This is a genomic window from Bacillales bacterium (genome assembly GCA_035700025.1).
Classification (GTDB): domain Bacteria; phylum Bacillota; class Bacilli; order Bacillales; family DASSOY01; genus DASSOY01.
The window spans coordinates 17,828-41,547 of record DASSOY010000028.1; the positions used below are offsets into that span (position 1 = coordinate 17,828).

The window sequence follows — 23,720 nt, forward strand, 5'->3', positions numbered from 1 at the left end:
CAATTTTTCCGCTATTTCGATCAGGTATACCTCATATGAACCAAACGGATATTTCCTTTCACATCGTATACACCCCGTCGAGAAACTGTACTTACTACTATGATATTCATTATTCCTTTTTATGGCAACCATTAATTGGCTGTATTTTCAACAAACTGAAAAATGAGTATTTTATGCTAGGTTAGAATCCTGATATAAGGTAAGACAGGTGGGCAGCAAAACTTAGTGGCAAAAAAATAGAGTGGAGATTAAAATCTCCACTCTGATGTCTATTAGGCATATACGCCGCGAAGCAAATGCGTTTGTGAGCGGTCCGGCCCGACCGAGAAAATGGACAACGAAATGCCGGTGAGCTCAGTAATTCGCTCAAGATAGTGGCGCGCGTTATCCGGCAAATCGTCGAGCCGTTCGACGCCGGTGATGTCTTCCGTCCACCCCGGCATTTCTTCGTACACCGGCTCGCATTCGGCGAGCACGTTGAGACTGGCCGGAAATTCTTCGATTACTTTGCCGTTATGGCGGTACGCGGTGCAAATCTTAATCGAATCAAGGCCGGTAAGGACGTCGAGCGAATTGACCGACAAGTCGGTAATGCCGCTCACGCGGCGAGCGTGGCGGACGACGACGCTGTCGAACCAGCCGACGCGGCGCGGCCGGCCGGTCGTCGTTCCGTATTCGTTGCCGGCCTCGCGAATGAAGTGGCCGGTTTCGCCCTCGACTTCGGACGGAAACGGTCCGTCGCCGACGCGCGTCGTGTACGCTTTCGCAACCCCGACAACATGGTGAATCTTCGTCGGGCCGACACCGGCACCGATCGAGACTCCGCCGGCAACCGGATTCGACGAAGTCACAAACGGATAAGTACCTTGATCGATGTCGAGCATAACGCCCTGGGCGCCTTCAAACAAGACACGGCGGCCGTTGTCGAGCGCGTCATTGAGTACGACGGACGTGTCGCACACATATTGTTCCAGTTCTTTGCCATATTGCAAGTATTCTTGCAGAACGTCTTCGAGTTGAAACCCTTCGACTTCGTATACTTTCTCAAGCAAACGGTTCTTCTCTTGTAAATTGCGTTCGAGCCGCTCAGCAAATTCAGCCGGCTCGAGCAAATCGGCGACGCGAATGCCGATGCGCGCGGCTTTGTCCATGTACGCCGGTCCGATTCCTTTTTTCGTCGTGCCGATTTTGTTCGTACCTTTGCTTTCTTCCTCAAGCACATCAAGCTTGTGGTGATACGGCAAAATCAAATGGGCCCGGTTGGAAATCCGCAAGTTGGCTGTCGAAACGCCGTGGCCGTGCAAATAAGCGAGTTCCTCGACGAGCGCCTTCGGATCGATCACCATCCCGTTGCCGATCACACAAATTTTATCTTTATAAAAAATGCCCGACGGAATGAGATGCAGCTTGTATTTCGTGCCGCCAAATACGATCGTGTGCCCCGCATTGTTGCCGCCTTGATAGCGGGCGATCACTTCCGCCTGTTCCGACAAGAAATCCGTGATTTTCCCTTTTCCTTCATCGCCCCATTGTGTTCCTACTACTACAACAGATGACATCGTTCCCCACCTCCACATAATCCACGCCCAGTTTATCAAGATTGTCTGGAAAAGTCAATGGAAACCCGAACATTCATGACTTTAGAAGGTGTTTATGTTCGTTTTTTCCAAGATCAATAAAAACCTCTTATCCATAACAGGACAAGAGGTTCATCAAGCCGGCGGCGCACTTTGTTCCCGGTGCGCCCGGTCCAAATTCACAAATTTGTTGTATTCTTTAATAAATGCGAGTTCCACGGTTCCGACAGGTCCGTTCCGTTGCTTCGCAATGATGATTTCGATCATGTTCTGATCTTCCGACTCTTTGTCGTAATAGTCGTCGCGGTACAGGAACGCTACGATATCAGCGTCCTGCTCGATGCTGCCCGATTCCCGGATGTCGGACATGATCGGCCGTTTGTCTTGCCGCGATTCCACGCCGCGGGAAAGCTGACTAAGCGCGATTACCGGCACTTCCAACTCCCTGGCGAGCCCTTTCAGCGTACGCGAAATTTCCGACACTTCTTGCTGGCGGTTGTCCCGCGAACGGCCGCTTCCTTGAATGAGTTGCAAGTAGTCGATCAAGACGACACCGAGCCCTTGCTCCTGCTTCAAGCGCCGGCACTTGGCGCGAATTTCGCTCACGCGAATGCCGGGTGTGTCATCGATGTAGATGCCGGCTGAAGAAAGGCTCCCCATCGCCATCGTCAGTTTCTGCCAATCATCATCCGTCAGGCGCCCCGTCCGGAGCCGCTGCGCGTCGATGTTGCCTTCCGCGCACAACATCCGCATGACGAGCTGCTGCGCCCCCATCTCCAGGCTGAAGATCGCGACGTTCTCTTCCGTCTGCGTTGCAATGCTTTGCGCCATGTTGAGCGCAAACGCTGTTTTCCCGACCGACGGTCTCGCCGCAACGATAATGAAGTCGTTGCGTTGAAAGCCAGCCGTCATCCGGTCGAGTTCGACGAACCCGCTCGGAATGCCGGTCACCTCGCCTTTGCGGTTTTGCAGCATTTCGATGTTGTCGTACGTCTCCACGAGCACGTCCTTGATCGCCTTAAACGCGCTCGAATTCCGGCGTTGCGACACTTCGAGAATCGATTTCTCGGCATCGTCGAGAATCGTCTCCACTTCTTCCTCGCGCATATAGCCTTCCGATACGATGTCGGTCGCCGTCCGAATCAACCGCCGCAATAACGACTTTTCTTCGACGATGCGGCTGTAATATTCGATGTTCGCGGCAGTCGGCGCCGAGTCCGCAAGCTCGCTCAAGTAGGAGACACCGCCGACTTCTTCGAGCAACCGTTTGTCCTTCAATTCTGAAGTGACCGTGATCAAGTCAACCGGTTCATTCTTGTCGGTCAGCTCCAGCATGACGTCGAAGATGCGCTGATGAGCCGTCCGATAAAAGTCTTCAGGCATCAGCCGTTCCGACGCCAGGCTGATCGCTTCCGGTCTGAGGAAGATCGCGCCAAGCACCGCCTGTTCCGCCTCAATGTTTTGCGGCGGCGTACGATCGGCAAACAAATCAGTCATTCGTGGACACGCTCCTTCTAGTTCCCGTCGACGACATGAACGTTTACGACGGCCGTCACTTCCGGATGCAGCTTCACCGGCACCTTTGTATATCCAAGTGTACGAATCGGCTCATCCAATTCAATCTTCCGCTTGTCGATTTGAATACCTTGTTTCTTCAGTTCTTGGCTGATCTGCTTATTCGTCACCGCCCCGAACAACCGGCCGCCTTCGCCGGATTTCGCCGTAAGCTGGACCGTCAAGCTTTCGATGTTCCCCTTCAGCCGTTCGGCTTCCGCACGCTCCGCTTCTTCCCGCTTGCGCTGCTTTTTCTTGTCCGCTTCCAACGCGTTCAAATTGCCTTTCGTCGCTTCCTTGGCAAGACCGTTCGGCAAAAGGTAATTCCTGGCGTATCCGTCCGAAACATTCTTCACTTCGCCCTTTTTTCCTTTTCCCTTCACGTCTTTCAACAAAATCACTTTCATGACTCGTCTCCCCCTTCGAGCGTTTCGTCAATGATCGCTTTCAGCTGGTTCACGGCCTCATCCAAATCGTCGCCTTCAAGCTGCGCCGCGGCATTCGTCAAATGGCCTCCGCCGCCGAGCGCTTCCATGATCATCTGCACATTCATGTCGCCGAGCGAACGCGCGCTGATGCCGATTTTGCCGTCTTCGCGCCGACAAAGCACGAACGACGCGTTCACCCCTCTCATCGACAACAACGTGTCGGCAGCTTGCGCAATCAACACTTGATCCAACCGCTGATCGTCACTCGCTTTCGCGATGGCGAACCCTTCGCGGTACAACTCCGCGCTTTCAAGCAGTTTTGCGCGTTGGAGAAACGCTTTCAAATCATCGCGGAGTAATTTTTGCACGAGAATCGTATCCGCTCCGCGGCCCCGCAAATAAGAGGCAGCATCAAACGTTCTCGATCCAGTGCGAAGCGTGAAACTCTTCGTATCGACAGTGATGCCGGCCAGCAATGCGGTGGCTTCAAGGACGTTCATCCGCAGCCGGCTCGGTTGATATTCGAGCAGCTCGGTCACGAGTTCCGAGGTCGAGGACGCATAAGGTTCCATGTACACAAGAACAGGATCTTCGATAAAATCTTCTCCACGCCGGTGATGGTCGATAACGACGACATTTTCCGTTTTGTTGAGCAGGCGCGGCTCAATGACCATCGACGGGCGGTGGGTATCGACGACTACGAGCAAACTGTTCGGCGTCGCCGCTTCAAGGACGGCATCGATCGAAAAGAAGCGCGACCAGAGCGAACCGTCTTTTTTGATTTCCGTTAATAGACGCTCAATGCCGGTACCATGCCCTTGTTTGTCGAGGACGATGACGCCTTCCTTGTCGTTCGCTTCGGCGATTTTTAAAATCCCGATGCATGCTCCGATCGCATCCATGTCCGGATGTTGGTGTCCCATGATGATCACTTTGTCACTCGCGAGGACAAGTTCCCGCAGCGCGTGGGAAATGACGCGCGCACGCACGCGCGTCCGCTTTTCGATCGGATTCGTTTTCCCGCCGTGAAAAATCACCTTGCCGTCCGTCCGTTTAATGGCAACTTGGTCGCCGCCGCGGCCAAGCGCAAGATCAAGCCCCGATTGGGCAAGGACGCCGAGTTCCGGCAAAGTTGCATTTCCGGCGCCGATCCCGATGCTCAACGTCAACGGCACATTTTCCCTGGCTGTCGATTCGCGGACTTTGTCGAGCACGCTGAATTTGTTTTTTTCCAAACTTTCGAGCGCCCGTTGATTCAGGACGGCAAAAAAACGCTCCGAGTCGATGCGCTTTAAGAAAATGCCGGTTTCGGTCGCCCAATTTTTCAAAATCGAAGTGACTTCGCTGTTGAAATGGCTGCGAACTTGGTCGTCCATCCCTTGCGTCAGTTCCTCGTAGTTATCCAAGTAAATAATGCCGAGCACCGTTTGTTCCTCGTGGTACACTTGCTTCAACTGCACCAATTCGGTAACATCGAAAAAATACAGCAACCGTTCGTCGCGATTGAAATAAACGCGAAATTTCCTTTTGTTGATCGTTAAGATCTCTTGTTCGACTTCGTTTTGCAAGCAAGGAATAAGATCTTCGGAAATGTGGTTCAAAGAATTGCCAAAGAAAGATTCATCCCCGAGCAAGGTTCCAATGTATGCGTTCATCCATTCGATCTGGTAATGTTCATTATACAGTAAAATCCCGATTGGCATTTCTGTCAGAGCCTCGTCGCCGAGTTTTTTCACCCGGTGGGAAAGCGTCGAAACATACGACTCCAATTCTTTCCGGTGACGAAGCTGTTCCCGAACCGCCAAGAAAAGCAAAACGGCCAGAGTGACGAGGCCAACGGCACCCATCGGCCAATTATACGCAAATAAAATTAGGACGCACAACAACGCAATAAGAAAGACACCGCCGAAAATGTACTCGAAGAGACGGTTTTTCAGTTGATCCGGCATACGTTAAGCCTCCATTTCGGGCATCAGGAAGAGCGAAGTCGGTCACGCATTTGGAATCCAAGGTCGATCACGCCGACAAGCCTGAAAATCATGCCGGTCGCCACGGACAAAAGAACCAAAAGGATCAACGTGAGCCCTTTCAATCCTTTTGACCACTTCCGCAAATGCATGTAAAAGAAAACAAACGAAAGTCCCTGTATAAACATGACGACCTGCAAGACAACAAGCAGATTATAATAAACAATAGACCCAACCGATCCGGCCTCGAAACCATGGAAAAATCCTATGATGAGAATGATCAAATAATACCATAAAAAACTTTTCGGAAACTGCCACTCGCGGAAAGGCTTCCACGGCAAAACATGGTCGCCCAGTCCGATTTTCCTTAAGACGGGGGTCGCGGCCAATTGCGTAATGAGCGCATACGTTGCACCGGCAAACGCGAGAAGAGCAGGAGCCAAGTATCGATACAACGCCAACTGCTGTTCAAACATCTCGAGATTCCGTTGCGAACCACCGCCCATCGTGTGCAACAATGATTGCGAATCCCGCATCGCCTGCCGCATCGTCTCCACCGTTTGATTGATTAAATTCAGGTCCCAAATAACAATGGTCAAAATATAAACGAGAATAACGCCGGCCGTATACGTGAGTGCGCCTCCGAGCAAGATGCCGAAAGCGGGACGTTTTTGCCGGTATAAAATCCCTGCCACGGTTCCTCCGCTTGCAAACAACAAGGAAAAAAACAACCCCCAGATGCTGCCGAAGAGCAGGCCGATCGCCATGCCGCATCCCCATAGCGGAAGCGCCGACCGCGTGCCGTTTCGAATGATGTAAACGATGAACGGCAAAGGTAAAAACCAGACGCTGACGATGCTAACGACAGGCACGTACAAGGCAAGAATCAGCAGGATGCCGTACAACGCGGCCGCCATGGCTCCTTCCGTCAATCGATTACTTCGTTTCACCTTTCATTCCAGCCCCTTTCGCCAGCCGGTTGCAATTCCGCAGCTGACACGATCTCCCCTTTGAGTGGTAAGAAAAAACAGCAAGACGAACTTGCTGTTTTTCCGTTAATCTTTTGTATAAGGCAACAGAGCCATTTGACGGGCCCGTTTGATCGCTCTCGTCAACGGTCTTTGATATTTTGCGGAAGTTCCCGTAACGCGACGCGGCAAAATCTTCCCACGTTCGGAAATGAAGCGCTTCAGCAAATCTACGTCTTTGTAATCGATGTACTTGATTTTGTTGACCGTAAAATAACATACTTTACGGCGACGTCCTTTTCTTCCTTGACGCGGCATCGAAATCCCTCCTTAACGTTAAAATGGCAAATCGTCATCGGAGATGTCAATCGGTTTGCCGTCATTGGCAAACGGATCGTCCCCGTAAGGAGTTTGATTTTGATTTTGATTTTGTCGGTTTCCACCGCCGTACGATTCTTCCGGACCTTGCTGAGGACGGCTTCCACGCGGTTCCAAAAATTGGACCCGGTCACAAACCACTTCTGTCATAAACACTCGGCGGCCTTCATTATTTTCAAAGCTGCGAGTTTCTATGCGGCCTTCGACTCCGGCAAGACTGCCTTTTTTCAAATAATTGGCGACGTTTTCCGCCGGGCGCCGCCACACGACGCAACGGATAAAGTCTGCTTCGCGCTCACCTTGCTGGTTCGTGAACGGTCGATCGCAGGCCAGCGTGAAAGTCGCGACTGCAACGCCGTTCGGCGTATATCGAAGTTCCGGATCCCTCGTCAATCTTCCGACAAGAACGGTACGGTTAATCATCAAAATCTCCTCCCTATTCTTCTACACTCTCTTCGCGTTCGTCGCGAATCGTCATGAAACGAATGATGTCATCGTTGATTTTCGCAATGCGGTCAAATTCATTGATCGCTTCCGGGGACGCTGTCGTATAAACCACCCGGTACACGCCTTCGCGATAATCATCAATTTCATAGGCGAGACGGCGTTTGCCCATCTCTTCGACTTTGTTGATTTCCGCACCATTGTCGGTCAAGATTTTGTCAAAACGTTCAGCAACGCTTTTCTGACCTTCTTCTTCAAGATCCGGACGGACGATGTACATGATTTCGTACTTATTCATATCTTTCACCTCCCTTTGGACTGTACGGCCTCCCGTGCGTTCCGGGAAGCAAGGAGTGCTGTCGTTTATAGCACCTTAGATGCGAACATGTCACTCGCACAATTAAGTATTATAGCAAAACTTGCCCTTGTATGGCAAGCGATTCCCGCTTAAACGTTGAAACGGAAGTGAATGACGTCTCCGTCTTGAACAACATAATCTTTCCCTTCAAGCCGCAATTTTCCTTCTTCCCGGACCGCAGCCATCGAGCCTGCCGCCACTAAATCATCGTAGGAAACAACCTCGGCGCGTATAAAGCCCCGCTCAAAATCACTATGGATGATGCCCGCCGTTTGCGGCGCCTTCATCCCTTTCCGGAACGTCCACGCCCGAACTTCCGGTTCGCCTGCTGTGAAATACGTCGCCAAGCCGAGCAAATCATACGAAGCGCGAATCAACTGATCCAATCCGGACTCGGCAATGCCGAGGTCTTGCAAAAACGCCTCTTTCTCTTCGCCTTCAAGCTCGGCGATTTCGGACTCGATTTTCGCTGAAATAACGACGACCTCTGCCCCTTCTTGCGCAGCGTATTCACGAACCTTTTGCACGTTCGGATTCGCATCGGTTGCGGCGACTTCGTCCTCGGCGACATTTGCAACATACAATACCGGTTTCATCGTCAACAAATGCAAGTGATGAACCGCTTTTCGCTCTTCTTTCGAAAAAGACACGCTGCGCGCCGGCCGATTGTCCTCAAAAGCGTCTTTCAGCTTTTTCAACACTTCGAATTCCGCTAAGGCTTCCTTATCTTTTTGACGAGCTAGTTTTTCCGCTTTCGCGTAACGCTTGTCCACGGTTTCCATGTCCGCCAGAATCAATTCGAGATTGATCGTCTCAATGTCGTCAATCGGATCGATCTTGCCTGATACGTGCGTCACATCGCTGTCCTCGAAACAACGAACCACGTGCGCGATCGCATCGACTTCACGAATATGGGACAAAAATTGGTTGCCGAGTCCTTCCCCTTTGCTTGCACCTTTGACGATCCCGGCGATGTCGGTAAATTCGAAGGCCGTCGGCATCGTTTTCTTCGGTTGGAACATTTCCGTCAACGTTTGCAACCGTTCATCCGGCACGTCTACAATCCCGACGTTTGGATCTATCGTGCAGAACGGATAATTCGCGGACTCCGCTCCCGCCTGCGTGATTGCGTTAAACAACGTCGATTTGCCAACGTTCGGCAAACCGACGATTCCTGCAGTCAATGCCATTTCAATTTCAATCCTTCCCTTTTTCTAACACTTTTTTCAATTTTTGCTCGAATCTTTTGCGCGGAAGCAAAACACTGTGCCCGCATCCTTCGCATTTAATCCGGATGTCGGCTCCCATGCGAATGACTTTCCAGCGGTTTTCTCCGCACGGATGGGCTTTTTTCATCTCGACGATATCATTCAATTCAAACGTTTTGTCCACCATCGGCACCCGTCCTTATCTATTTTTGATCTCTTGTTCAATCTTGTCCATGTCATCGCGTTTATACGTGACAATCCGCGGATACGGAATTTCAATGCCTTCTTTGTCAAAACGGTCTTTGATCGCTTTGCGCATTTCTCTTGCGACGCGCCAATGTTCCATCGGCAATACTTCTGAAATAATGCGAATGACCACGTCGGACGAGCCAAGCATTTGCACGCCCAAAATTTCCGGCGGCCGCACCATTTCCGGATGTTGCGAGGTCATCTCGCCGATAACGTGTTCAATGACGCTTTCGGCTGTCGAAATATCTTCTTCGTACGCAATGCTGATATCGACAACAGCAACGCTGTTGTTAATCGAAAAGTTCGTTACCTCGTTAATCGAGGAGTTCGGAAGAATATGAACCTCTCCCGTCCAACTCGTGATTTTCGTCGTTCTTAAACCGACTTCTTCAACGTAGCCTTCGAAAGCCCCGATTCTTACATAGTCACCGACCGAAAATTGATCTTCAAAGATGATGAAAAACCCCGTAATAATATCTTTTACAAGATTTTGCGCTCCGAAACCGATGGCGAGTCCGGCAATGCCCGCACCGGCGATCAACCCTTTGACATCGACGGAAAGCTCAACGAGGATCATTACAAGCGAAACAAAATAAACGACATACGTGAACATGTTGAGAATCAGTTTTTCAAGCGTCGTTTCCCGCTTTTCCGACAATCGCAGCCGGCTGTATTTTCGGCCGTGAAACAGCTTTCTCAGCACCGTTCTCCCGATCTTGACGGCGATCACGGTTCCGATGATGATAAATACGATTGTTACGATATGACCGGCAAACCGCTGCCACATCTCTGAATCCGTCACATAGTGTACGATTCCTTCCCACATGTCGTTGAAGACACTCATCACGCTGCTCCTTTATGTAATGAAAGATTGATCCCCTTATATCTTACCTGCGTCGGCATCCTATGACAACCGATATCTTTTGACGAGCGGATAAATGAGAATCGAAGCAAGCACGTAAAGATTCAAAACCCCGTAAATCGGGTATAAAACAGCAATCAAGTTGGCAAACCCGAATTTCGTTAAAGGTACCATCATAACCACGATGACAAACGCAAACAGCCACATCGGCCAGTCGATTACATCGCTCATGCGGGAAATAAGACCGAACACACCCGAGACGGCCGTCGTGTAAATAGCGCTCCATAACAACGCGGACATGAGAACGATCATAGAATAAGGATAATGTTTGAGAATCGCAAACAACGGAATTTCATAAAGCACCATGACGTCGTTGCCGACTTTTACCAGCGACTCGTTGTACAACAGCGAGATCGCGCCGAGGAGAATTCCGCTGCCAATGCTGGCAATCCAAATTTCGCCCTTCTGTTTAATTTGAGAGCCGATGCCCGCCAACACCGCGAGCAGCCCGAGAATGTTGAAGGCTGTGAACGTTAATGCCGCCGGCCATTTTTCGCTCATGTTCCAAGACAAGGTTGTACGATTCGGTCCTGAAAAAAAGAACGTGCCCAGCACGATCACGAGCAACGTAACGAGAACCGGAATAAGAACCATATTCATCGACAACATGCCGCGAATATCCCATAAAAACAAACCAACGACAAGCATGCTGATGATCAGGATGCCGATCCAATAAGGAACGTTCAGCATTTCCAATGACGCGCCGCCGCCGGCAAGCATGATGACGGTGGTGCTGAATAAATAGACGACGATCATCGCGTCATACATGCTTGTCAACTTTTTTCCCAATAAAATACGTAAAATTGGGATATAATGAACGCTTTTCTGTTCATAACTGATCGTCATGATGACGAACACGCAAATGCTGAACAATAAAGCGAACAAAGGGATTGCCAACAAGCTGTCTGGTCCGAAAAACTGCCAGATTTCGCGGCCCGAAGCATAACCGGCCCCTATCGTCGTACCCATGATCAAAAACAACCATTTGATTCCCGATCGGAACATGTTCTTCCCCTCCATGAACGTATAAAGCCGGATAGGTTTCCGTATACTGTTACTATTATTACGAAGGAGAAGAACCTATGAATCTGAGACAGAAAAAGCCGTTGAAAAAAAACCGCATCATCAAGGTGCGGCACGATGATGTTCAAGGCGTCAAAAAATTAACAGCGGCGGTGGCATCCGTTTTGCCGAACGACGAAACTAGAAAATTGGTCATCGTGTGCATCGGTACCGACCGGTCGACCGGTGATGCTCTCGGTCCGATTGCGGGTTCAAAATTGGCACGACTGCACGGTCCGCGTCTTGCCGTTCATGGCACGCTCGATTCACCGGTTCATGCAATAAATTTGGAAACGACGTTGGAAGAAATCCAACAGTCTTACAAAGATCCTTTTATCATCGGTATTGATGCGTCTCTTGGCAAGCAACAAAGCGTAGGCATGATCTCTTTTGCAGACGGTCCGGTAAAACCGGGAGCTGGTGTAAAAAAACAACTCCCGCCTGTGGGAGATGCCCACCTGACGGGAATCGTCAATATTTGCGGGTATATGGAATATTTCGTCTTGCAAAACACAAGGTTGAATCTCGTCATGAGCATGGCGGAAACGATCGCTGACAGCGTATATGCCGCATACAGGCGCCAATCTTCGCCTTTTTCCCTCAAAACGACTTACAAATAATAAACTCCGGCGGTCATCGCCGCCGCTGCCGCCAGCCCAGGCAATAAATTCGCCGTGCGAATGTTCGTAACGCCGAGCAAGTTCAGACCGATCGCAAGAATCATGATGCCTCCGGTTGATGTAATTGCGTTAATTAAATCTGCCAATAAAGCGGAAGCGAGAAAATGGTTGATTTGCGTAGCAAAAAGTGCGGTCGCACCCTCGTATAGGAAAACGGGAATGGCTGAAAACACAACGCCAATTCCGAGCGTTGACGTGAACAACAAAGAACAAAAACCGTCCAGCAGGGCTTTCGTGAAAAGCACCGTATGATCGTGGCGCAACCCGCTGTCCAGAGCACCGACGATCGCCAACGCCCCGATCGTGAACACGAGCGTTGCTGTTACAAACGCTTTCGCAATATCACCGTGCCCCTCACCGACTTTTCTTTCCAACCAAGCACCGGCTTGATTCAATTTTTTCTCCAAATTGATCATTTCTCCGACGGCCCCGCCGAGTGCAAGACTTCCGATGACAATTAAAAACCGTTCCCCTTCAAGGGCCATTTGAATGCCTAAAATAATGACCGCCAACGCCATCGCCTTCATAACGGTATCTTTGATGTTTTCCGGCACCTTCATTAGAAATGAGCCGATGATCGTTCCCGCGACAATGGCTGCCGCGTTTACAATCGTGCCTAACAAAATCACTATGCTTGTACACCCCGCTGCAAAAATTGGCATGATCGAATGGGCGATCATACCGGTCATTCGTCTTCTGCAAATGCCCCCATTAAATCGAGCAACCGTTCCAAATCTTCGTCAGAGTAAAACTCAATTTCAATTTTTCCTTTTCGTTTTGATTTTTTAATTTCTACAGAAGTTCCGAACCGTTCCCGCAACACGGATTCTTTTTCGCGAATGAAGACGCTCTTTCTTTCGCTCTTTTTCTTCGATGTTCCACGTGGAACATTGGCATTCATTTGTTGAATAAGCTGTTCCAATTGCCTCACGTTCATCCGCTCATCTATGACTCGCTTAGCAAGATCGCTAACCTTTTGTTTATCTTTCAAACCGAGCAGCGTGCGTCCGTGACCCATTGAAAGTTCCTGTTCGGCGATCATTTGTTGTACTTTTCCCGGCAAATGCAGCAGTCTCAAATGATTGGCAATATAGGGCCTGCTTTTTCCGAGTCGTTTCGCCAGTTCTTCCTGAGTGATGTCCAGTCCTTCCATGAGTTTCTCGTAAGCTTGTGCTTCTTCAACCGGATTTAAATCTTCACGCTGCAAATTTTCAATGAGCGCCAATTCCATCATTTTTTGTTCGTTAAAATCTTTAATGACGGCAGGGATCGCCGTCAATCCCGCTTCTTTCGACGCGCGAAATCTTCTCTCACCGACGACGATTTCATATCCTTTGATCGTTCGGCGAACGACAATCGGTTGCAAGACGCCGTGCGTTTCAATGGACTCTTTTAATTCACGAATCGCTTCCGGGTTGAATTCTTTCCGTGGTTGATACGGATTCGGTCTTAATTCCTCCAATTTGATTTCCGAAATATTTTCTTCTTTCGCATCGATCGGAGGAAAGAAAGCATCGAGCCCCTTGCCTAATCCTTTAGCCATGAGACAACACTTCCTTCGCCAATTCGGAGTAAACTTCCGCTCCTTTTGATTTTGGATCATACACAACGATCGGCTTACCGTGACTTGGTGCTTCACTTAAACGAACATTTCGCGGAATCACGGTTCGATATACTTTTTCCTGAAAATATTTCTTTACTTCGTCAATGACTTGAATGCCTAAATTCGTACGAGCGTCTAACATGGTCAACAGTACGCCTTCAATCATGAGACGCTGGTTCAAATGTTTCTGGACGAGTCGTATCGTATTTAATAATTGGCTTAACCCTTCGAGTGCATAATACTCACACTGAACGGGAATGAGCACCGCATCCGCTGCCGTCAAGGCGTTGATCGTCAACAATCCGAGCGAGGGCGGACAATCAATCAACATATAATCGTATTGATCTTTCACGTTCTTTAACGCCCGTCCCAACCGTACTTCACGGGATATCGTCGGTACGAGTTCCAGTTCCGCTCCTGCCAGTTGAATCGTCGCGGGAACAATGGACAAGTTCGGTACGGAAGTTTCGGTGATCACCTCTTCGACTTTGACGTCTTCGACGAGAACATCATAAATACAACGATCCACATCACCTTTTTCAATGCCTGCTCCGCTCGTGGCATTCCCTTGCGGATCAATGTCGACAAGAAGCACTTTCTGACCAAGATTTGCCATGCAGGCACTTAAATTGACGGCAGAGGTCGTTTTTCCGACACCGCCTTTTTGATTGGCAATCGCGATGATTTTCCCCACATTGACACCTGCCTTCTGCAAACAATACTCTTATTCTATCATGAAATGTGCCGTAAAAAATCGTTTGTTCGACAACTTTTTTCACTAGACGCTGAAAAAAACCCATCTTGTGCGAAAGATGGGCCGCAGTTACTTAGATTTTGGAATGCGAATTGTGATTTCAAAACAATGGTCATCTTCCCGTTCTTCCGTATCGATATTCAAACCGCTGTCCGATACCATGTCAATCGATTGCCGAATCGTATTTAGCGCGAGCCGCGTATCTTTGCTGAAAGCTTTTCGTCGCGGTTTTTTCTTTTTCGGTTCCTGATTGAGCCGTTCGATTCGTTCTTCCAATTGCTTGACGTTCCACTGCTTGTCGATCACTTCGTGCAAAAGCTTTTCTTGTTGTTCGTGATTTTTCACGGAAATGAGCGCTCGGGCGTGGCGTTCCGAAATCTCGCGTTCCAACAACGCTTGCTGTACAACACCCGGCAGCTTTAACAATCGCAGTTTATTGGCGATCGTCGATTGTCCTTTTCCTAGCCGCTGAGCTAAGCTTTCCTGTGTCAGTCCATGGATATCGATCAATCGGGCATAGGCCATTGCTTCTTCGATCGAAGTCAGTTCTTCGCGTTGTAAATTTTCGATCAAAGCAACAGAGGCCGTCTTTGAATCATCGTAATCTTTAATGATCGCGGGCACGAGTTTCCACCCGAGTTTTGTGACTGCCCGCCATCTGCGCTCTCCGGCGATGATCTCATATTTGTCTTCCCATTTCCGCAAAACGATCGGCTGAATCATGCCATGGCTTTGTATCGTTTGCGAAAGCTCGTCTATTTTTTCATCATTAAAGACGGTTCGCGGTTGAAACCGGTTTGGAACAATGCGATTGACTGGGATTTCATGCACTTGTTCATTTTGATGTTCTTCCGGTTCTTCCCCTTTATCCGTTTTAAATAATTTTGAAATCGGACGTTTCATCGGCGCTACACTCCTCACTCTTTATCAATTCGCGATCCGGCAAGTTTTTCCTGCCAAAAATGACGACGTTTTCGCAATGTTCCACGTGAAACATTTTCATAACGGTCGTTTGTTCGGCGTTCCCGGTTTCCGTGGAAAAGCTGCAGGAGTTTCTTTTTCTTTCGCGATTGTAATCACATGACGTTTGCTTTGTTCGCCTGGGAGCGTCAACGCGTCAACCGCTTCAACACGGCCGCCTAATGTTGCAATTGCTTCCCTTGATTGCTCCAACTCTGCGTTGACCGATGCACCTTTCATGGCTAAAAAATGACCGTCTTTTTTCACGAGAGGCAAACAATATTCACACAGTACAGGCAGTTTCGCGACTGCTCTCGCCGTTGCAACGTCAAAAGATTCGCGATAGACGCGGTTTTGACCGAAAATTTCGGCACGATCATGATGAATATGTACATTTTCAAGACGAAGTCGATCGACGAGTGTTTGTAAAAAGACCGTTCGTTTCTGCAAAGAATCAACGATGGAAACAGACAACTGCGGAAAACAAATTTTCAACGGAATGCTCGGAAATCCGGCACCGGATCCAACATCACAGAGCGAAAGCTTTCGGGTAAAATTATAATAAAAACTTAATGTCAACGAATCATAAAAATGCTTCATGAAAACGGCATCTCGATCCACAATCGCCGTCAAATTCATTTTTTCATTCCATTCGATCAATGTTTCATAATACATTTCAAATTGGTGAAATTGTTGAGGAGAAAGGTTAATGCCTTTCTCCTCCACCTGTTGCTGAAAAGTAAATTCCATAGTCGCACCCTTTTAATGAATAGATTATTCGGCCACCTTTGCCAATTTCCCTTGTTCAAGATAAACGAGCAAAATCGAAATGTCGGAAGGATTGACGCCGGAAACACGGGAAGCTTGCCCGACGGACAACGGACGAACTTGACTCAATTTTTGTTTCGCTTCCGTAGCCAGCCCTTGAATAGCAAAATAATCGAGATTTTCCGGTATCTTTTTCCGATCCATTCGCTTCATTTTGTCCACTTGCTGCATTTGTTTTTCAATATAACCGGAATACTTCGTTTGAATGTCCACTTGTTCCGCAACATCATCCGGAATTTCTATATCCGCAGGCACCAGCTGACGGATAAGATCGTACGTCACTTGCGGACGTTTCAACAAATGCTCAGCGCTCGCAGCCTCCTTCAATGCTCCGGCACCAGCAGTTTCAAGCAACTCATTAACTTCCGCATCCGGTTTGATCATTACCTTTTGCAGCCGTTTCATTTCTTTTTGGATGGCGGCTTTCTTATCTACGAATTTTCGGTACCGCTCTTCCGGAATTAAACCAATTTCGTGACCAAGCTCAGTCAATCGCAAATCGGCATTGTCATGCCGAAGCAGCAAACGATATTCAGCACGGGACGTGAGTAATCGATACGGCTCATTCGTTCCTTTTGTCACGAGATCGTCAATCAAAACGCCGATGTACGCTTGTGAACGGTCGAGAACAACCGGTTCTTTTCTTTGCGCTTTTCTGGCGGCGTTGATGCCGGCCATGATACCTTGCCCCGCCGCTTCTTCATAGCCGGACGTTCCGTTAATTTGTCCCGCCGTGAACAAATTTTCTACTTTTTTCGTTTCCAGCGACGGCCACAATTGCGTCGGCACGATCGCATCATACTCGATTGCATAACCCGCTCTCATCATGCGCGCGTTTTCGAGCCCCGGGACCGTGTTCAACAATTTCCGTTGAATGTCTTCCGGCAAACTCGTGGAAAGCCCTTGAATGTAAACTTCGTCCGTATGGCGGCCTTCCGGTTCTAAGAAAATTTGATGTCTCGGCTTATCGTGGAAACGGACAATTTTATCTTCAATCGACGGACAATAACGCGGGCCGGTCCCTTTGACTATGCCGGAATACATCGGAGACCGATCAAGATTTTCCGAGATTAAACGATGCGTATCCTCTCCGGTGTACGTCAACCAACACGGAATTTGATCGGTGATGAACTTCGTCGTTTCATAAGAAAACGCACGCGGTTCTTCGTCCCCTGGTTGAATTTCCGTTTTCGAATAATCGATCGTGTTTCCGTTCACTCGCGGCGGCGTTCCCGTTTTGAAACGAACCAACTCGAAGCCAAGCTCTTGCAAATGATACGACAGCTCAATCGACGGCTGCATGTTGTTTGGTCCGCTTTCATAAGCAAGATCCCCGAGAATAATTTTTCCGCGCAAATAAGTCCCTGTCGTCACGACAACCGTCTTTGCTCGATAAGCTGCGCCGGTTTTCGTAATGACTCCTTTGCATACACCGTCTTCGATAATCAATTTCTCAACCATGCCTTGCATGAGTGTCAGTTTTTCTTCTTTTTCCAACGTTCTTTTCATTTCTTGCTGGTACAATACTTTATCCGCTTGCGCGCGCAACGCACGCACCGCCGGACCTTTTCTCGTATTCAACATCCTCATTTGAATATGCGTTTTATCAATGTTCTTTGCCATTTCACCGCCAAGCGCATCGATTTCACGAACAACAATGCCCTTCGCCGGACCGCCGACAGACGGATTGCAAGGCATAAAAGCGACAGCGTCCAGGTTCAAAGTTAACATTAATGTTTTTGCCCCCATGCGCGCTGCAGCCAATCCCGCTTCCGTGCCGGCATGACCGGCTCCGATGACGACAACATCATATTCACCAGCTTCGTATTGCATTCGTATACCCTCCTTTGTTCGTACTCTTATAACATACAATCGTTACTTACCTAAGCAAAATTGCGAAAACAATTGATCGATCAAGCTTTCCGATACCGTATCCCCAACGATTTCCCCGAGGATTTCCCATGTCCGCGTAATGTCAATTTGCGCCATATCGACGGGCATCCCCGACTCAATCGCAGCAATCGCTTCGGCAATCGTCCGGGATGCTTGCCGCAGTAATGCCGCATGGCGAGCATTTGATACGTACGTCATGTCCCCGGCTTCAACATTTCCGCCAAAGAACAGATCGGAAATAGCCGTTTCCAACTCGTCCACACCTTCATCTTTTACTAATGACGTTGTGATAATCGGCGTGCGGCCGCCACTTAATTTTCTTACCTCTTCAAGCGAGATCTGTTGCGGCAAATCCGTTTTATTGACAACGACGATTGTATTCATACCTTTGACCGCCTCAACTAAGTCTTCATCCTCTTTTGTGAGCGGTTCATTGGAATTCAACAACAATAAAATCAAGTCAGCTTCTTTCAATACTTTTCTCGAACGGTCGACACCGATGCGCTCGACCATATCTTCCGTTTCGCGAATCCCAGCCGTATCGACGAGACGCAGCGGGACACCTTTAATGTTCACATACTCTTCGATCACGTCACGCGTCGTACCTGGTATATCAGTCACGATGGCTTTATTTTCATGGACAAGACTATTAAGCAACGATGATTTGCCGACATTCGGCCGGCCAATAATCACCGTAGAAAGTCCTTCCCGTAAAATTTTCCCTTGTTGTGCGGTTTCTAACAGCTTCTCGATTTCCGCTGCTACGTAACGCGTCTTCTCAAGCAGCAGTTCATTCGTCATTTCTTCTGCATCGTATTCTGGATAATCAATGTTCACTTCGACGTGCGCAACCGTCTCAAGCAACGTCTGTCGCAATCGCTGCACAAGCCGCGACAAGCGTCCTTCCATCTGATTCAAAGCGACATTCATTGCTCGATCCGTCTTGGACCGAATCAAATCCATCACCGCTTCCGCTTGCGACAAATCGATTCTCCCGTTCAAAAACGCGCGTTTCGTAAACTCACCCGGCTCTGCGAGCCGCGCTCCTTCCTCCAACACCTTTTCCAGAACGCGCTTCACGGATACCACACCGCCGTGGCAGTTGATCTCTACTACATCTTCACGGGTAAATGTCTTCGGTGCCCGCATCACGGACACCATCACTTCATCTATACGTTCCTCGCGACCTCTGTCGATCACGTCTCCATAATGAATCGTGTGGCTTTCAACCTCTGCCAATGTTTTGCCGGACTTCGCCTGAAAGACGCGGTCGGCGATCGCCACCGCCTCTTCTCCACTCAATCTAACAATGGCAATGGCTCCTTCTCCCATCGGCGTCGAAATTGCGGCAATCGTATCGGATTCCACATTTTCACCTCGCCTTCCTGTCAAACCTATCTATAATCGCATAGTTCTCCTAATAGTTCAAGCCTTCGTGTATTTTCAACATGTGCGTAACCGTTAGTTCCAGTGTAGCCGATTTATCCACAGTGGATAACCAAACTCACATGATTCTAGTTTAACGGATAGTCTCAACAAAAAACAATAGGAACACTCAGCGTGAAGACGAGTTGTCCACAACGGAAACGTTCCCAAAATTACACAGCCCACAAAAAAAACCTTTCCGTCGGCAACGGAAAGGAAAGTGAAAGAAAGCCTTCTTTTATTCGGGAGCAATAATGACTCGTCGGTTCGGCTCGGAACCGTCCGAATACGTTTGGATCCCTTCTTCATTCTTTAGAGCGAGATGAACGATTTTTCGTTCCATCGACGGCATCGGATCAAGCGCAACTTCCCGTCCGGTTTCGCGAACGCGCTGGCCGTTTCGCTGCGCTAACCGTTCAAGCGTTTCTCTTCGGCGGCTCCGATAGTTTTCCGCATCGACAATAAAATGAACATGCTCGTCCGAATGGCGATTCGCCGTTACATTTGTTAAATATTGTAAAGCGTTCAGCGTGCTTCCTCTTTTTCCGATCAAGATCGCGATTTTTTCTCCGGAAAGCTGAAAGATCACGTCACGGTCATCGCGAATCTCTTTGATCGCCACGGGAACACCCATTTTCAGTGTCACTTCCTCAAGAAAAGTGCGCGCTGATTCAACCGGATCCTTATCAACCTTAACGGTGACAACCGCCGGTTTTGAACCAAGCCCGAGAAATCCTTTCTTCGGCTCCTCGACGACGTCGATCTTTACTTGATCCTTCGTCGTTTTCAATTCACGAAGAGCTTCCGCGATCGCTTCTTCGACGGTCTTGCCGAATTTCGTGACTTCTTTCACTTTTTTCGAGCCTCCTGTTTACTTGCTCGGTTTAAGATCACCCGGTTTATCTCTGTAAACGATGAAGATTTGACCGATCATGAACAAGTTGCCGACCACCCAATAAAGAGCAAGCGCCGCGGGGAGATAAAATCCGATGAACGCAATCATAATCGGCATCACATAGGTCATCATCGCCATTTGCGGGTTCGTGTTCCCGGTTCTTCCGAGCATTAATTTTTGCTGAATGAACGTTAAGATGGCTGCAATAATCGGTAGAATGTAGTCGGCTTCCCCAAGACTAAACCATAAAAACGTATGGTGCTTGATCTCATCCGTTTTTTGGATCGCTTGATAATAAGCGATCAAGATCGGCATTTGCACGAGTATCGGCATACAGCCGGCCATCGGATTTACGTTATGTTCCTGGAACATTTTCATCGTTTCTTCCTGCAGCTTTTTCTGCGTTTTCTGATCCTTGGAACTATACTTTTCTCTTAATTTCTTCATTTCCGGCTGAATATCCTGCATCGCTTTCGAACTTTTTGTTTGTTTGATCATCAAAGGAAGCAAAAACAGGCGGATAATAACCGTCGATACGATGATCGACAATCCGAAGCTTCCACCGAAAAATGCGGCGAGTTTTTTTAAAAACAAAGATAACGGCCACACGACGTAGTGCGTCCATAAACCCGGCGAGTGTTTCGTCACCGGCTCGTTATAATAATCAGAACAGCCGGCAGCCAAAACAACGATGCCGATCAGCAAAACGGCTATTCCTAATTTCTTTCGCACAAACTTGTCCCCCTCTTCTTGCCCATGTCTCATGGTCTGCCGCATGATCCTTCCGTTGAGCTATCTTCAACGCTGCGGTTTGCCGGAACCGGATCGATCCCGCCTTTGTGTAAAGGATGGCATTTGCTCAAACGAACGAGCGTCAACCAGCCGCCTTTCACGACACCAAATCGCTGAACCGCTTCCAACGCGTATTGTGAACAACTCGGATAAAATCTGCAAGTCGGCGGCGTCCAAGACGAAATCCATTTCTGATAACCTCGGATGAGGAAAACAATAGTCCGTTTCATCCTCTTTTCCGCCTTTCATTACCTTTCCGAAGCAATCCCGAACGTTTCAATACATGAATCATGCTGCTTTTCATTTGCTGGTAATTCATGTTTGCCGTCGGTTTTCTTGCGATGATCACGTAATCTTTTTCCTCGGAAAGATCATCTTCCACCTCGCGGATCACTTCGCGAACGATTCTCTTAATGCGATTGCGCGTGACCGCGTTTCCTACTCTCTTGCTGACGGAAATGCCGATGCGAAACGGCATCCCGCTTCGTTCCGTATAATAAACGACGAATTGTCGATTCGCGAAAGACGTGCCTTTGCGAAAAACTCTTTGAAATTCAATGTTCTTCTTTAATCTTCGCTTCGATTGCATCGAGTCCCTCCGCCTCACTGCGAAAAAAGGCCACTGACGGATCAGTGACCTATGCCGATAATACTTTGCGGCCTTTGCGGCGTCGGCGAGCAAGAATTTTGCGGCCGTCTTTCGTGCTCATGCGTTTGCGAAAACCATGATTTTTTTTCCGTTTACGGGTGTTTGGTTGAAAAGTACGTTTCATCTATTCCACCTCCCAGAGGACGATACCCATCACTTCATAAACACAGTCCTGCTAATTATAAGAACAATCCCCCGCCGTTGTCAAGTTGTTCATATGCAGACGCTAAACGTTTATCCACTGTTGATAACTTTCTTCGCCTCGCTGCGATCCATCCACTCAGTTATCGACAAGTTTTGCACAAGTTCATTCGTTGTGGAAAAGAAAAGATCCACAGCTGTTCGCGCTGTGGATAACCTTTTTGATCCCATTGCATTCAAGCCTTTATTTTGATATGATATTTGTGCTTTAACTCGTGGATCATTCATTCTTGCGCGCGATTTCCTCCACATGTTGTGGATACGTTGTGGACATTGTCCTCAAATTGTTGAAAATTGTCGTCCACATGCTGTGAAAAATGTCGATAAACGAAGTTTCTTCCTATTAATATTGCTTGTGTTTATCATTGTGGATGATTTCGCGCGAAATCATGTATTTTTATACATAGTTGTGCGGATGAAGCATTCTTTTTTTTTTTTTATTTATTTATTTTTATTGAATTGTGAAGGAGGCTTTAGGTTGGAAAACATCTCGGATTTATGGAATCGAGTGCTGTCCTCCATTGAAAAAAAATTGAGCAAGCCAAGTTACGAAACATGGCTGAAATCGACAAAAGCCGACGGGATGGAAGAAGACACAATCATTGTCGAAGCACCGAATGAATTTGCTAGAGACTGGCTTGAATCGCAATATTCCGATTTGCTTACGGAAACACTTCGCGATGTAACGGGATCCGAACTGAACATAAAGTTCATCATCCCGCAAAACGGAAAAGAATCCGATATCCCGTACGAAATCCGGAAAAAACAACAAAAAGCAAGAGTGAGGCCGATTTCCGGCGAAGGAAAAAAAACGATGCTCAACCCGAAATACACGTTCGATACGTTCGTCATCGGATCCGGCAACCGTTTCGCCCATGCAGCATCGCTCGCCGTCGCTGAAGCACCAGCCCGTGCCTACAATCCGCTATTTATATACGGCGGCGTCGGTCTCGGCAAGACCCACCTCATGCATGCGATCGGACATTACGTCAGCGAGAATAACCCGGACGCAAAAGTCGTCTACATTGCGTCGGAGAAATTCACGAATGAATTCATCAACTCGATCCGCGACAACAAAGCGGTTGATTTTCGCAACAAATACCGAAACGTGGACATCTTACTCATTGATGATATTCAATTTCTTGCAGGAAAAGAACAAACCCAAGAAGAATTTTTTCATACGTTCAATTCCCTTCACGAAGAGTCAAAGCAAATTATCATTTCCAGCGATCGGCCGCCGAAAGAAATCCCGACGCTGGAAGATCGGCTTCGTTCCCGGTTTGAGTGGGGGCTCATTACAGACATCACCCCGCCGGATCTTGAAACGCGCATCGCGATATTGCGGAAAAAAGCGAAAGCGGAAGGGCTCAACATTCCGAACGAAGTCATGCTGTACATCGCCAACCAAATTGACACAAACATTCGCGAACTCGAAGGCGCACTCATCCGCGTCGTCGCTTATTCGTCATTGATCAATCAAGACATGAATGCTGATTTAGCAGCGGAAGCGCTCAAAGACATCATTCCTTCTTCGAAGCCGAAAACGATCACGATTCACGACATTCAAAAGTCGGTAAGCGAACATTACCAAGTGAAAATGGAAGATTTCGCAGCAAAGAAGCGAACGAAATCAATTGCCTTCCCCCGTCAAATCGCCATGTATTTGTCGCGGGAACTTACGGATTTCTCGCTTCCGAAAATCGGACAGGAATTCGGCGGCCGCGATCATACGACGGTCATTCATGCCCATGAAAAAATTTCGAAACTCGTTGAAGCGAATCATGATTTGAAACAAAACGTAGAATCGATCATCCACGAGTTGAAAGGAACCGCGAACATCACGTAACCCTGTGGACGATGCGAAAAAGTTATGTACAAGATATCCACATGTGGATAAGAGCCGCAGGCGCGACAGGATCGACTTA

The 23,720-nt window shown here is 48.4% G+C and carries 26 protein-coding genes; 2 read left to right on the plus strand and 24 right to left on the minus strand.

Annotation, left to right across the window (positions count from 1 at the left end):
* Positions 1-272 precede the first annotated feature (272 nt).
* The 12 genes from VFK44_04815 to VFK44_04870 form a co-directional block, all read right to left on the minus strand.
* Positions 273-1,559: an adenylosuccinate synthase gene (locus VFK44_04815; GenBank protein HET7627694.1), complete on the minus strand. Its 1,287-nt coding sequence runs from the start codon at positions 1,557-1,559 to the stop codon at positions 273-275.
* A gap of 153 nt (positions 1,560-1,712) precedes the next feature.
* Positions 1,713-3,074: a replicative DNA helicase gene (gene dnaB, locus VFK44_04820; GenBank protein HET7627695.1), complete on the minus strand. Its 1,362-nt coding sequence runs from the start codon at positions 3,072-3,074 to the stop codon at positions 1,713-1,715.
* Positions 3,075-3,091: 17 nt separating this feature from the next.
* Positions 3,092-3,538 (minus strand): 50S ribosomal protein L9, encoded by a 447-nt coding sequence (gene rplI, locus VFK44_04825; GenBank protein ID HET7627696.1) that lies wholly within the window; start codon positions 3,536-3,538, stop codon positions 3,092-3,094.
* Entirely contained in the window at positions 3,535-5,508 is a 1,974-nt protein-coding gene (locus VFK44_04830; protein ID HET7627697.1) for a DHH family phosphoesterase, read from the minus strand. The genes rplI and VFK44_04830 overlap by 4 nt, the downstream gene beginning before the upstream one ends.
* Before the next feature lie 23 nt (positions 5,509-5,531).
* Positions 5,532-6,476, minus strand: a complete 945-nt coding sequence (locus tag VFK44_04835) for a YybS family protein (GenBank protein ID HET7627698.1) — start codon at positions 6,474-6,476, stop codon at positions 5,532-5,534.
* A gap of 105 nt (positions 6,477-6,581) precedes the next feature.
* Positions 6,582-6,812, minus strand: a complete 231-nt coding sequence (gene rpsR / locus VFK44_04840; protein ID HET7627699.1) for a 30S ribosomal protein S18 — start codon at positions 6,810-6,812, stop codon at positions 6,582-6,584.
* Between the two features lie 18 nt (positions 6,813-6,830).
* On the minus strand, positions 6,831-7,295 hold the full coding sequence (gene ssb, locus VFK44_04845) for a single-stranded DNA-binding protein (protein HET7627700.1): 465 nt from the start codon (positions 7,293-7,295) through the stop codon (positions 6,831-6,833).
* Positions 7,296-7,308: 13 nt separating this feature from the next.
* On the minus strand, positions 7,309-7,614 hold the full coding sequence (rpsF, locus tag VFK44_04850; GenBank protein HET7627701.1) for a 30S ribosomal protein S6: 306 nt from the start codon (positions 7,612-7,614) through the stop codon (positions 7,309-7,311).
* A gap of 149 nt (positions 7,615-7,763) precedes the next feature.
* Positions 7,764-8,864 carry a redox-regulated ATPase YchF gene (gene ychF / locus VFK44_04855; protein HET7627702.1) on the minus strand — a complete coding sequence of 367 codons (1,101 nt, stop codon included), beginning with the start codon at positions 8,862-8,864 and terminating at the stop codon, positions 7,764-7,766.
* A 7-nt stretch (positions 8,865-8,871) separates the two neighbouring features.
* Positions 8,872-9,069, minus strand: a complete 198-nt coding sequence (locus VFK44_04860; protein HET7627703.1) for a DUF951 domain-containing protein — start codon at positions 9,067-9,069, stop codon at positions 8,872-8,874.
* Between the two features lie 12 nt (positions 9,070-9,081).
* Complete coding sequence (locus tag VFK44_04865) at positions 9,082-9,975, minus strand: mechanosensitive ion channel family protein (GenBank protein ID HET7627704.1); 894 nt, start codon at positions 9,973-9,975, stop codon at positions 9,082-9,084.
* Positions 9,976-10,035: 60 nt separating this feature from the next.
* The gene (locus VFK44_04870; protein ID HET7627705.1) at positions 10,036-11,058 is read right to left on the minus strand and encodes a hypothetical protein; all 1,023 of its coding nucleotides are present in this window, start codon (positions 11,056-11,058) and stop codon (positions 10,036-10,038) included.
* 77 nt (positions 11,059-11,135) lie between these two features.
* Between VFK44_04870 and yyaC the strand changes: the two genes are divergently transcribed.
* Positions 11,136-11,735 carry a spore protease YyaC gene (gene yyaC / locus VFK44_04875; GenBank protein HET7627706.1) on the plus strand — a complete coding sequence of 200 codons (600 nt, stop codon included), beginning with the start codon at positions 11,136-11,138 and terminating at the stop codon, positions 11,733-11,735.
* Here the strand turns inward: yyaC and VFK44_04880 are convergent.
* From VFK44_04880 to rpmH, 12 genes are all read right to left on the minus strand, one after another.
* Positions 11,726-12,424 carry a DUF554 domain-containing protein gene (locus VFK44_04880; GenBank protein ID HET7627707.1) on the minus strand — a complete coding sequence of 233 codons (699 nt, stop codon included), beginning with the start codon at positions 12,422-12,424 and terminating at the stop codon, positions 11,726-11,728. The genes yyaC and VFK44_04880 overlap by 10 nt on opposite strands.
* A 56-nt stretch (positions 12,425-12,480) precedes the next feature.
* Positions 12,481-13,338, minus strand: coding sequence for a ParB/RepB/Spo0J family partition protein (locus tag VFK44_04885; protein ID HET7627708.1), 858 nt, complete (start codon positions 13,336-13,338; stop codon positions 12,481-12,483).
* Positions 13,331-14,092, minus strand: coding sequence for an AAA family ATPase (locus VFK44_04890; protein ID HET7627709.1), 762 nt, complete (start codon positions 14,090-14,092; stop codon positions 13,331-13,333). Before VFK44_04890 ends, VFK44_04885 begins: the two co-directional genes overlap by 8 nt.
* Positions 14,093-14,221: 129 nt before the next feature.
* On the minus strand, positions 14,222-15,055 hold the full coding sequence (gene noc / locus VFK44_04895) for a nucleoid occlusion protein (GenBank protein ID HET7627710.1): 834 nt from the start codon (positions 15,053-15,055) through the stop codon (positions 14,222-14,224).
* A gap of 96 nt (positions 15,056-15,151) precedes the next feature.
* Positions 15,152-15,862, minus strand: a complete 711-nt coding sequence (rsmG, locus tag VFK44_04900) for a 16S rRNA (guanine(527)-N(7))-methyltransferase RsmG (protein ID HET7627711.1) — start codon at positions 15,860-15,862, stop codon at positions 15,152-15,154.
* Positions 15,863-15,886: 24 nt separating this feature from the next.
* Positions 15,887-17,773, minus strand: a complete 1,887-nt coding sequence (gene mnmG / locus VFK44_04905) for a tRNA uridine-5-carboxymethylaminomethyl(34) synthesis enzyme MnmG (GenBank protein ID HET7627712.1) — start codon at positions 17,771-17,773, stop codon at positions 15,887-15,889.
* Positions 17,774-17,815: 42 nt separating this feature from the next.
* Complete coding sequence (mnmE, locus tag VFK44_04910; protein HET7627713.1) at positions 17,816-19,201, minus strand: tRNA uridine-5-carboxymethylaminomethyl(34) synthesis GTPase MnmE; 1,386 nt, start codon at positions 19,199-19,201, stop codon at positions 17,816-17,818.
* A gap of 295 nt (positions 19,202-19,496) precedes the next feature.
* Entirely contained in the window at positions 19,497-20,111 is a 615-nt protein-coding gene (jag, locus tag VFK44_04915) for an RNA-binding cell elongation regulator Jag/EloR (protein HET7627714.1), read from the minus strand.
* 18 nt (positions 20,112-20,129) lie between these two features.
* Positions 20,130-20,885: a membrane protein insertase YidC gene (gene yidC, locus VFK44_04920; protein ID HET7627715.1), complete on the minus strand. Its 756-nt coding sequence runs from the start codon at positions 20,883-20,885 to the stop codon at positions 20,130-20,132.
* A 29-nt stretch (positions 20,886-20,914) separates the two neighbouring features.
* On the minus strand, positions 20,915-21,175 hold the full coding sequence (gene yidD, locus VFK44_04925; protein HET7627716.1) for a membrane protein insertion efficiency factor YidD: 261 nt from the start codon (positions 21,173-21,175) through the stop codon (positions 20,915-20,917).
* Entirely contained in the window at positions 21,172-21,534 is a 363-nt protein-coding gene (gene rnpA / locus VFK44_04930; protein HET7627717.1) for a ribonuclease P protein component, read from the minus strand. The genes yidD and rnpA overlap by 4 nt, the downstream gene beginning before the upstream one ends.
* 49 nt (positions 21,535-21,583) lie before the next feature.
* Entirely contained in the window at positions 21,584-21,718 is a 135-nt protein-coding gene (gene rpmH, locus VFK44_04935) for a 50S ribosomal protein L34 (GenBank protein HET7627718.1), read from the minus strand.
* Positions 21,719-22,273: 555 nt separating this feature from the next.
* Between rpmH and dnaA the strand changes: the two genes are divergently transcribed.
* On the plus strand, positions 22,274-23,641 hold the full coding sequence (gene dnaA, locus VFK44_04940; GenBank protein HET7627719.1) for a chromosomal replication initiator protein DnaA: 1,368 nt from the start codon (positions 22,274-22,276) through the stop codon (positions 23,639-23,641).
* Positions 23,642-23,720 lie beyond the last annotated feature (79 nt).